This is a genomic window from Candidatus Electronema sp. PJ, assembly GCF_048287395.1.
Classification (GTDB): domain Bacteria; phylum Desulfobacterota; class Desulfobulbia; order Desulfobulbales; family Desulfobulbaceae; genus Electronema.
The window spans coordinates 14603-25525 of the sequence record NZ_JBLWEO010000042.1 but is presented as its reverse complement, the minus strand read 5'-3'; the positions used below and the strand labels follow the sequence as shown (position 1 = coordinate 25525).

Here is a 10923-nt window from a genome sequence, read left to right as displayed (position 1 = left end):
GCTGACTTGTTCAGCAGATGTTCAAGGGTATTCCCGAATCTGCGAAGTCTTGGTTCACAGCGCACGCTCAGGCGGCACTGCTCCGCCTGAAGACGCGGCAAGTTTACCGGAAGAACCGCTATGATGCAATCGCCGCCCGTTCCTGTCGTTCTTTTTCCTCCTTCTACCTACCAGAACCACTTCAGCTCGGCAGAGAATTTCGCATTCTCTGCCTGTTCGATGCCGATAAATAAAGAGGTCTGGCGAGCGAGTCCCCACTGCATTTCTGCGCTGACAAACGGCTGCGTGTCGCCCTGATAGTCAGTGCTTTCCAGGCCGACCAGCAGGCGGCCTTTGCAATCGCCTGTGCCAGCGAGCAGACCGAGATGCGGGCGCAGGCGAAGGTACGGCTCCAAGCTGTGGGCGGCAGCATCAGTCATGGCGTAGGCGGTAAACTGCGGGCTGAGTTGCCAGGCCCTGCCTGCGCCGAAAGCAAAGACGGCATCGTAGTCGCCATCATCCTGCGCAACCCCAGTACGCAGCTGCCACGACCAGGGATTCTCCTCTTCTGTGGCCATGAAGTCTGTCTTGATCTTGCGGATTCTAATGAGATCAAGCTGCTCAAGAAAGAATTCCTCACCCATACCGATGGCGGTATCCAAGATGGCCAGTTCATCACCTTCCAGACCGTTTCGGCCTAAAGTCTCCTGCACAAATGCTGCCCCATGTAAGCGCAGAAAGCCGCCTCGCTCCTCTTCATAGCCCAAGCCGAAGCCGGTAAGCAGGGGCCGATTGCCAGCAGCGGGCGAATCCAGCGCAGGAACTTCCTTGAGAGGCTCGGTACTCGGCGGCAGGAGAAAGCGGGCAGGCAGCAACTGGTTTTTAGCTGCTTTGGTCGCCGCGCTAGGCGAGGGCTGCTCGGCAGTCAGGCGGTAGTTGCTGTAGGCCAGCAGGGTGTCCAAGACTTCCGCTTGCCGTTCTTGCTTCAGTCTGGCCAGCTGCTTATGTAGGACATCTGGCCCTTGCTGAATCACTGCCTGCGCAAGCTCCTGTTCTTCTGGTTTGAGCAGGCTGAATTGATGATACAGTTTGCGCTGCGCCGAGGGAATAAAGCGCACCGCCTTAATCAAACCTGGCTGGCCTGCTGCCTTCCTTGCCTGGTCGATGTCTTCGAGGCGATGAAAGGTTTCGGTCGGCGCATACCAAACGCGCGCGTTTCCCAGCAGTGGTTCGTCAATCACCAGCTCCACCAGCTCGGACAGCCGGAAGGCGCAGTTCTTATCAAGGAAATAATAGGTGAATTTCTTGCCCAAGACCTCCCAGAGATGCAGGATCAGCAGGGTGCGCTGCGCATCTGAAAGCAGCAGCTCGTAGTCCCAAATATCGCGAAACTCGGTGCGGGAGTAAACCAAGTCCTGGGTGTAGAAATAGCGGTCGGAGAAACCGGCCTGATAGCCGCCACCAAGGCCGCGCAGGATGTACCGCCAGACTGGTTCATCCTGCGGCACCAAGGCACCGTAGCTGACCGTCAAATCAAACATCCCAGCCTGGTCGTCCTGCGCACCCGTGTTGAGTTTGAGCAAGGAATGGCCAAACACCGAGGCCGGATTACCGAGATAACCGCTGACGAGAAAAAGGCTGATGGACTGCACCTTGTCCGGCAGCGACCAGCGGGAAAAGGTTGGGCACTGGGAATTGCGAAGCGAGTAGTTGGGCAGGTTAATTTGCTGTGCTAACCAGAAATAACGGGCCGGAAAACGGCAGCGGGCGTGGCTGTCGCCGTTTTCTGGCCAAGGCGCGGCATAAGCCGCGAGATCAGCGAGCAGTTCGGCCTGCGGATCTTGCTGGCCAGCAGGCGAGAGAAAGAAATCTGCGGTCAAAATTTCGCTCTGCCTGCCTTCGCGATCAAAATGGAGCAGCTTCAACCAAGTTGGATGCTGGGCTAACTGCTTTATTCGAGCTTCGCTGAGATTGAACGGCCCGGCAACAGCAGCTTGGCAACAGCAGAAAAATATCCAGAAAAGAAGGCAAGCAACCTGAAGTAGCCTGAAAGCAGCAGGCGCACTGGTTAGACCTCTTGCCTCAGTCATGTTTGCTTGGATACATCGTGATTCAGCGTTCAACAGGAGGCGGCGGGCAGTCGAGGTAACTTCGGCAGGTATTCAAGCTGTGTGGAAACCATTTCTGCTCGGTTGGCAAGGAGTTGTAGTCGGCCAGACTCCTCTGCAAGTCGACAGAACTCCTTTGCGGCTTGGCAAAACTTCTTTGGTAGTCGGCCAGACTTCTTTGCTGCCGAGCCAAACTCCTTTCCTGCTCGGCCAGACTCCTCTGCAAGTCGGCAGAACTTCTTTCCGGCTTGGCAAAACTCCTTTGGGAGTCGGTCAGACTCCTTTCTTGCCGAGTACAACTCCTTTCCTGCTCGGCCAGACTCCTCTGCAAGTTGGCAGAACTCCTTTCTGGCCAAGCCGAACTTCTTTGCTACCGAGTATAATTTGCGACGAATTGCAGCGGCGGGTTCGTTAAGTACCCCTGCAAGCCATGCTGCGGGGAACTTCTGGTAATGGCTTGCAGGAGATACCTTGTCCAGTCAGAAGGCGGATTAGCTTCTGCTCTCTGGCTGCCGATAAACCAGATTATACAGGTTTTCAGCCTTTTGGAAACGAGTCTGGTCAGCGTAACCATTCGCAGCTACTGAAGCAGCAAAATCTTTTCTCAGGCTAGCAGCAAAGGTATCCTTGCCATCTTTGCTTACTCCGGCCAATGCAGCGAGTGAATCCAGATATTTTCCCTGACCACGGGCCAAATCAGCCTCTAAAGAATCGTAGGCCTCATGAATAAAGGCAGCAGCAACGGCTTTGCCTCCCTGGCAGGTATCTGGCGAGGAGACATTGGAAATAATAGCGGTGGTGCCCAGGTCAAAAGTGACGTTGGTCACGGCGGCAACCGCTGGGGTACGGGGGGCAATCACTGCACCCAAGCCGCAATCCGTGTAAATGTCGGCGAATTCCCGGGCCGAAGCGGTTTGAACCAACAACAACGAGGCAGCAAAAGCGAACGCAACGGTGTGTTTCTTGAACATCATGGCATCTCCTTCCTATTCTGGGATTGAAAACGGAACTGAAAAACCTCAGATTTGAGCTTACTCAGGCGAAACGGTAATGTCAACCTTCTGCTGCGAGAAAGAGGGCAGTCGCTGGATTTTTCCCTTCATTTTTTCGTGTTCATGCCGTATTATATAACAATTTCCAAGAGTTTTCCTTAGAGGCGACTTAATAGGCTGAAAACATGGGGGCAGGGGCGGCAAGTTGAGAACGTTTCTTAAATGCGATAAGATATACACAGAGCCAAACGACTGAGCCGCAAAATCCCTTTTATCCTGCCAATCATGGACAATAAACCAATGAAACCCGTTGAACTGCGCAAGAACGTCTGGTGGCTGGCCAACCGTTCTGAATCCCTGCTGGAGGTAAACGTTTATCTTCTTTGCTATCCGCATGACAAGGGGCAGTCCAATATCATTATCGATCCTGGCCCACCAGAGTTGCTGACCTGCCTGCAAAAGGCTGTTGCCCCGATTATTGGTGGACTAGAAAAGCTGCACGGCATCCTGATCAACCACCAAGACCCGGATGTCGCTCCCAATTCCGCCTATATCCAGAAGCTCAATCCGCAGTGCATGGTGGTAGCCTCCGAGGACACTTGGCGGCTCATCCATTTCTTCGGCCTTAAGGCGAGTCGCTTCAAGGCCGTGGAGAGTTACCGGCATCATCGAGCCATGATGCCAGGAGGTTGCCGCCTGATTTTCGTCCCTTCACCCTTCTGCCATTTCCGAGGGGCGATGATGTACTACGATGAACGCAGCCGCATCCTCTTTTCCGGCGATCTCTTTGGCGGTCTATCCTATAGCCCAGACCTTTACGCCAATGAAGCCTCGTGGGAAGGCATCAAGACCTTCCATCAACTCTATATGCCCTCGCGAGATGCGCTTAAGCTGGCGGTTTCCCGCATTCGCAACCTCGATCCAACCCCAGAAATGATCGCCCCCCAGCATGGCTCGATTATTCAGGGCGGTCTGATCAAAGATTTTCTCGACCGGATGTACAATTTGGACGTGGGATTAGACCTGCTGATCGCCGGCGAAAAGGTAGAAAACTACCTTGGCGCGGTCAATGAGATCCTCGACGAGCTGGAGCAGGAGGAATCTGCTGATGCACTGGCCAAAGGCATTGCTGCTCTCAACCGGGACAAATCTTTCACCAGTATCATGAGCTTTACAGGCCATCGTGTGACTGGTTTCAAGGTTGATCCGCCAGTGGCAGTCAAAACCTTGCTCACGCATCTCCGTACCCACGGCGGCACAGGGCTGGAGAGCTTAGTTAACCTGGTTGCTCTGAAAACCCTGATCGGTCGGAATATCCCGGTGGGCGACATCCTGCCGCAGCCAGACGGGCAAGAGCTGCCAGACTATTTTGAATAACCAAGAAACAAGCACAAGGCGCTGTCCGCCATGAACCGTAAGAACATTCTGATCGTTGACCGGGACAAGGACTTCATGCTGGAGCTGCGCGAGGCCCTGCTGCCCTATGGCGGTACTTATCAAACCGCCTTTGCTGCCAGCGTTGACAAGGCCCGCGAGATACTTAGCCGGTTTACGGTCCATCTGGTCCTGGCCAATGTCCAGCTTTCTGGCGAAAGCGGCATTGAGCTGCTGCTGCATGTTCGCCGCTGGCACGCTGACACGCACGTGGTGTTATACAGCAGCGAGCTGACTGAGGAACTGAGGCGTTCAGCCTATCACAGCGGCGTGGCCGCGATCATTGAATATCCTTTTAAAATAGAGGAACTGCTCCGCCTCCTGACCACCATCTTTGCCCGGGAGTCAGGCAGCGCCTTTTTCGAGTCCGTGCATCTGGCTGACTTGCTCCAGCTGATCGGCATGGGCCATCATTCCGCTGATGTGGTGGTTTCCGCTGGCAACCAGCGGGGTATCATTCGTATCCGCAGGGGTAATCTGATTGAGGCAGAGGCCTCGGAGAAACGCGGCGTGGAGGCAGTGACCGAGATGCTTTCTTGGAACAGTCCGGCCATCCGTACCTGCCGAGCTGCCTCTGGTCTGGCCGTAATCGGCAAGGCCGTGCCCCTCCATGACGTATTAATGCAGGCTGTAGCTCGGCTGGATGAAAACAAGCCATCCCCCAAAAAGCTGCCGAAAAGCTAACCACACCTATTGTGGTTTTGCACTCTCTCCTGCGTCTGTTGGCGGATGTTTAGCCTTGCCGGTTAGCTCCAGAAAGCTATCCATCTCTTTCTTATAACAATCAGGGCAAAGGCCGTGGCTGAACAGCGCAGCAGAATGCTGGCTGATATAGTCCTCGACCTGCTGCCAGTAGCCCTTGTCATTGCGGATCTGCTTGCAGTAGGAGCAGATCGGTAGAATGCCTGTCAGGGTTTTGATCTCGGTTAAAGCCTGCTCCAGCTCCTGTTCCCGCTTCCGCAGCATGATATGCGTTTTGATCCGGGCCAGTACCTCCACTTGCTGGAAAGGCTTGGTGATGTAATCCACGCCGCCTGCGGCAAAGCCTGCTACCTTGTCCTCCACACTGTCTAAAGCAGTCATAAAGACCACTGGCACGCCCACTAACCGCTGGTCGCCTTTGATCCGGCGGCAGGTTTCAAAGCCATCAATATCTGGCATCATCACATCCAGCAGGATTAAGTCCGGGCAGACTTTGCTCAGAATGTTCAGGGCGCGCGTGCCGCTGTCAGCAATGTAAATCTGAAAGTTGTGCGCCTGAAGAAAGGAGAGTAGCACCTTGAGGTTGGCAGGCTGGTCATCGACCACCAAAATCGAGTCTTTTATAGAGTGCATGATGGCTCCTTCCGGGTTCCTGAAATGAGCTGAAGCAGGGCCTCAAACTGAAAATCATCCGCCAATTCCTGCACCCGGCGGGCAAAGACCCGGTAGCGTCCCGCCTCGAGCACTGCAATTTCTGCGGTCTTCTCGGTAAGTCCCTGGATCTCACCAATCTCCGACAGCCAGGCCAGCTGATCCAGCAGTGCTTGTGGCGGCAGAATCAGTTCCTCGTGTTCTTGTGCCTCCTCACCACCTGTCTCACTGTAGATAAGCTTGACTTTTAGGTGGGCAGCCATGATCTCTAGCAGCTCTCCGGCAGAAAAGGGTTTGTGAATGTAATCAACAAAGCCATGTTGTAAACAACGCTGGCGGAAGGCTTCACCCTCAGCAATAGAAGCGGTCACAGCAATCACCGGAATATGCCGGAACTCAGGCTGCTCTTTGAGCAGAGCCGCAGCAGAGAAGCCGTCAACCTTAGGCATCCGCAGATCCATCAAGATAATGTCAGGCCGGAAACGCGCACAGGCAGAAGGCACCTCGATACCATCTTCTGCCTCCTGTACGATAAATCCCAGCGGCTCCAGGGTATCGCGCAAGACAGCCCGGTTGGATAACTTGTCATCAACCACCAGTACCCGGCGGGCCGTATCAGACTTACGCAGGCTGGTGTAGCCTGTCACCTTCCGCAGCTGCTGGGCAGCTATGGCCCGATGCTCGGAAATCGGCACCTCAATGCTGAAGAAGAAGCGACTCCCTGGCCCAGTTCCGTTCTGCGGATTACTATTCACCGGACTCATCAGCTGGAGTTCACCGCCCATCAGCCGTACCAGTTCCCGGCTAATGGCCAAGCCTAAGCCAGTGCCTTCCCGGTGCTGGAGCCGCTCGCCCACTTGCAGAAAGGGTTCAAAGACCAGCTTTTGATCCTCAGCAGAAATACCTGCACCGCTGTCTTCCACCGCAATATGCAGCCGCGCCTTACCGTGGCCTGCGGATTCTGCCTGAACTTGAAGAGAGCACCAGCCAGAACTGGTGAATTTCACCGCGTTAGAGAGGAGATTCAGCAGTACCTGGCGTAATCGCAGCTCATCGGCGATAATCACCGCAGGCAGTTCGGTAGCCTCATCGCGGAAGTCCACGCCTTTGTCTCGCGCCCGCAGCTGAATAATCTCTCGGATGCCCTTGAGAAACGGGGTGAGGCAGAATTCCGTTTCAATAAGCTCCAGTCGTCCTGACTCAATCCGTGAGATGTCGAGAATATCGTTGATCAGCAGGAGCAAATGCTCACCGGCCTGATGGATCGTGCTAATCCCACTCCGCTGCCGAGGCGTGAAGGAATCGTCACCCAAGAAGATTTGGGTGTAGCCGAGAATAGCGTTGAGTGGAGTCCGTAGTTCATGGCTCATGTTGGAAAGGAAGACTGATTTGGCTTTATTTGCTGCCTCAGCCTTCTGAGCTGCCTCATGCCGTTCCGTGATGTCGTGGCCAATACCCATCACTGCCGCGACTACACCGTTTTCATCGAAGAGCGGTACCTTAGTGGTCTCCAGCAGCAATTGCTTTCCGTCTGCGGCAAACGTTACCCATTCTTCCGTCATCAAAGCCTTGCCTGCGGCAGCAGCACTCTGGTCACTCTCCCGGCAGGTATCTGCTTGCTGCTTGTTCGTAAAAGCATAATCGGTCTTGCCGACAATCTCCGCCTCTGCTGCGCCGAATAACTGTTCCACCCGGGGATTACAAATCAAATACACCCCCTTCGCATCCTTGAGCCAGAGCAAGTCGGGTATGGTTTCGATGATCAGTCGATTGAGCTTTTGGATTTCCTTGAGCTTCCTTTCCGCTGCTTTTCGTTCCGTAACATCGATCCAGGTGGAACGAGAATGGAGTACCTCGCCATGCTCATCACGCACCGCCGAGGCATTGAGTAAAACATCTATCGTGCCACCATCTTTGCGCAGCATTTGCAAGTCAGCATTCTTGATAACGCCGCTCACTAAAAAGTCTTCAAAGACTTTGTTGTATTGATCTATACAGTCAGGATGGTAAAAGGCATACATCTCCCTACCAAGGAGTTCATCTAACCCATAGCCAAGTTTATCGGCAAAAGTCTGGTTGCAGCTTAAGACCCGCCGGGTTTTGGCATCAGTGCAGCCGAGCATATTGGGCGAGTTGTGATAAAGGTCTCTGTAGGCCTCCTCGCTCTTCATCAACTTCCTTTTCAACCGCCACCGATCAAGGTTGAAATGAATGATCCGCTCCAGCAGGATGTCATTAAGCTCTGACTTAGGTAAGCAGTCATCTGCCCCCTTTTTAATGATGTCGAGAATGGTTCGCCGATCATCGAGGGAGGTGAGGACAATCGCTGGACAGTAGGTAGCCAGTTCCTGCAAGCGTTCCAAGGTCTCAGCAATAGTGCTGTCTTTGAGGGATAAGTCTATGAAGAGCAGATCAAACCGCTTATCTTGCAGCTCCTCAAGAGCAACATGGAGCGTGTCGTGCCGAACCACCTCTGCGCTCGCATACGCGGTCATGGCCAGATTGGCCACGAAAAGATCTGCATGATCCTCGTTATCCTCAATCAAGAGGATATTCAGTTTTCGCTCAGGCATCGTTCTTGCGTTGGTTGCTGAGGATAAGATGGTGCTGGTTCAGCTCCCAGTATGAAAGCATTTCGCTGATTACCGTGCCATATCCATCCGCCTCCATTGGTTTGACGATATAGCTGTTGGCATGACTGTTCAGGGCTTGTTCGATGTCTTTACCAGAGTTGGAAGTGGAAAAGATCACCACCGGGATTTTCGCCAGCTTGATACTGCGCTTGAGCCTGGCCAGTACCTCGTGACCATCATATTTCGGCAGCTTCAAATCCAGAAGCACCAGCCAAGGTAAGGCCTGATTCGAGGCTTCCACCTGCTCAATGTAGGCCATGGCCTCTGCGCCATCGCGCAGGCGATTCACCTGGATGCTTGGACAGCAGTCTTTAGCATAAAACTCGGTCAGCTCGGCATGATCATCGCTGTCTTCGACCAGCAGTAGCTTCTTTTCCTCGTCAGGCATTATCTCGCTCCTCATCTTTTTATGCAATAAACTTGGTTTCTCGCTGCCCGCAATCAAGGTACCCTAATAGGTTCCGATCTCCTACCCTAATAGGAGGCACACTCCTATTAGGCAAGGAGGCTAACTCCTATTAGGGTAGGAGAGTGGCTCCTATGAGAATAGGTTTCTACCTTGCGCAGACAAAGGTTCTTCTCCGCCCCTATTATACTGCATAGGCAGGAAAAGTGGTGCGTCCTATCTTGTTGCCATGTTGGGAAAGGTGAGGTGAAATACCGCCCCACCGCTGGGTGAGCCTTCTGCCCGGATATCGCCACCGTGAAATTTCATGATCTTCTTAGCCACGGCTAAACCGATGCCTGTACCTTCAATGTTGACATCGAGACGGTAGAATAGGCCGAAGATTTTCTCCCGGTATTCTGGGGGAATGCCAGGCCCGTTGTCGGTGCAGAGGATATGGTGCCACTGCCCATCTTCAAACGCGCTGATCTCTAGGCGGCGACCCTCGTGCTCATTGCGTACATATTTAAGGGCGTTAGAGAGAATATTCTCAAAGACCTGAAGGGTGCGACTCTCATTGGCAAAGATCACCGGCAGGTTTGGCTGGATGATCAGGGTGAGCTTGGCCGTCTTCAGCCGTTCTCCTTGGTTGCGGGTAAAATCACCGAGTAGCACATTCAGATCAATGACCTTCTTGTCCATGTCAATTCGCCCGACCCTGCTCAGTTCTAACAAGTCATTGATCAACTGACTCATTCGCTCATTCGCCTTGACTACTTTCTCCAACATGCCGATGGCCTGTTCTGCTTTGCCCTGGCTGGCCAACTTGCGGATGATGCCGATGAAACCCATGCTGGTGACTATCGGCGATTTGAGATCGTGCGAGACTGTATAGACAAATTGTTCCAGCTCGTCATTGGAACGTTCCAGCTCCTTCTTGCTTGCGCGCAGGGCAATGTTCTTCTCCTTGAAGCTGGCGGCGGCACGGGTAAGGTCGCCCAGTTCATCCTGAAGACGATAGGGCGGGATCTCTGCGTCTGCTGAACCTGAGGAAAGAAGTTTGAAGGTCTCGGTCAAGCGTTTGAGCGGGATGGTGATACTTTTGGTGATGGCATACGAGAAGAGGCAGATAAAGAGCAGGAGAAAGCCAGTCCACAGGAGTAACAAACGCAGGCGCGAGCTGACATGCTGAAAGAGTTGCTTCTGGATGCGCTCGGATTCACTAATCATCAGGGCAGAGAGTTTCCTAGACTGGTAGATCGTCTCATAGGCCTGCGCCGCCATTACCACGCTCGTGAGGTAGAGATAGCCACGGGTGCGCTGCACCGCTTCTAAAAAGCTGCTCTCGTAATTACACAGTACCGTATCGATCTCTGCTGCTTTTTCCCGGAGGGCAAAACCGTCAAGCAACAGATGCGTTTCCTTCATACTCGCTGCGGCGGCTTTAATGTAGTTACCATCAAAGGAATCAAAATAGCGGTAGGCGTTTTTCTCAATTTGCAGGAGGACGTTAAGCATTTTGGCGCATTCGAGCTGATGGTTTTCCCCTTCCTCTCTGGTTAGGTCTTCAATCAACTGCTGTGCCCGCGTGGCATAAACCCGGAATTCGGTTTTGACCAAGCGTTGTTGCAGCTGTCGCTGCCGCTGCACTTCCTGGAAGGCCTGATAATAGGCCTCTAAATGCTTTTGGGCCAGTTCGAGCACAGGCTTGGCCCCAAGCTGCTCCAGCTCGTGGCTGCTGTCAATGATTTTGAGCATGTTTTGATAGATCATCCCCACCTGCTCGCCTGCCGAACTGTGCCCTTCATGGATGTAGATAAGGGCCTGACGTTGCATCTCCGCCATTTGAGCAACGAAAGCCATGTTGTCGGCAGTGCGGCGACTGAAAAGGACGATCTTTCTGAAATCCGCAGACAGTCGGTTGAAAGCCCCATAGGAAAGCAGGGCAATCACAAAGGCCACTGCCCCGGTAATGATGTAGCCAAAGACAATCCGCTTCTTCAAGCCAATAGCCCGCAAGAGAAAATCAATCATCATAG

At 53.4% G+C, this 10923-nt stretch carries 9 protein-coding genes; 2 read left to right on the top strand and 7 right to left on the bottom strand.

From position 1 onward, the window contains the following. Nucleotides 1-167 precede the first annotated feature (167 nt). From ACNKIB_RS06385 to ACNKIB_RS06375, 3 genes are all read right to left on the bottom strand, one after another. A complete protein-coding gene (locus ACNKIB_RS06385) occupies nt 168-2069 on the bottom strand; it encodes a DUF4105 domain-containing protein (RefSeq protein WP_417909715.1) in 1902 nt (633 codons plus the stop codon). A 29-nt stretch (nt 2070-2098) separates the two neighbouring features. Next, nucleotides 2099-2443 carry a hypothetical protein gene (locus ACNKIB_RS06380; RefSeq protein ID WP_417909714.1) on the bottom strand — a complete coding sequence of 115 codons (345 nt, stop codon included), beginning with the start codon at nt 2441-2443 and terminating at the stop codon, nt 2099-2101. 135 nt (nt 2444-2578) lie between these two features. Further along, on the bottom strand, nt 2579-3061 hold the full coding sequence (locus tag ACNKIB_RS06375) for a DUF3015 family protein (RefSeq protein WP_417909713.1): 483 nt from the start codon (nt 3059-3061) through the stop codon (nt 2579-2581). 318 nt (nt 3062-3379) lie between these two features. On the opposite strand from ACNKIB_RS06375, the gene ACNKIB_RS06370 reads away from it, so the two are divergent. Both ACNKIB_RS06370 and ACNKIB_RS06365 read left to right on the top strand, forming a co-directional pair. Next, a complete protein-coding gene (locus tag ACNKIB_RS06370) occupies nt 3380-4456 on the top strand; it encodes an MBL fold hydrolase (protein ID WP_417909712.1) in 1077 nt (358 codons plus the stop codon). Between the two features lie 30 nt (nt 4457-4486). After that, the gene (locus ACNKIB_RS06365; RefSeq protein ID WP_417909711.1) at nt 4487-5197 is read left to right on the top strand and encodes a response regulator; all 711 of its coding nucleotides are present in this window, start codon (nt 4487-4489) and stop codon (nt 5195-5197) included. A gap of 6 nt (nt 5198-5203) precedes the next feature. Here the strand turns inward: ACNKIB_RS06365 and ACNKIB_RS06360 are convergent, their stop codons facing one another. The 4 genes from ACNKIB_RS06360 to ACNKIB_RS06345 form a co-directional block, all read right to left on the bottom strand. Further along, nucleotides 5204-5848, bottom strand: coding sequence for a response regulator (locus ACNKIB_RS06360; protein WP_417909710.1), 645 nt, complete (start codon nt 5846-5848; stop codon nt 5204-5206). Beyond that, on the bottom strand, nt 5836-8439 hold the full coding sequence (locus ACNKIB_RS06355) for a response regulator (RefSeq protein WP_417909709.1): 2604 nt from the start codon (nt 8437-8439) through the stop codon (nt 5836-5838). Before ACNKIB_RS06355 ends, ACNKIB_RS06360 begins: the two co-directional genes overlap by 13 nt. Continuing rightward, the gene (locus ACNKIB_RS06350) at nt 8432-8887 is read right to left on the bottom strand and encodes a response regulator (RefSeq protein WP_417909708.1); all 456 of its coding nucleotides are present in this window, start codon (nt 8885-8887) and stop codon (nt 8432-8434) included. The genes ACNKIB_RS06355 and ACNKIB_RS06350 overlap by 8 nt, the downstream gene beginning before the upstream one ends. Before the next feature lie 234 nt (nt 8888-9121). Next, nucleotides 9122-10921: a sensor histidine kinase gene (locus ACNKIB_RS06345; protein ID WP_417909707.1), complete on the bottom strand. Its 1800-nt coding sequence runs from the start codon at nt 10919-10921 to the stop codon at nt 9122-9124. Nucleotides 10922-10923 lie beyond the last annotated feature (2 nt).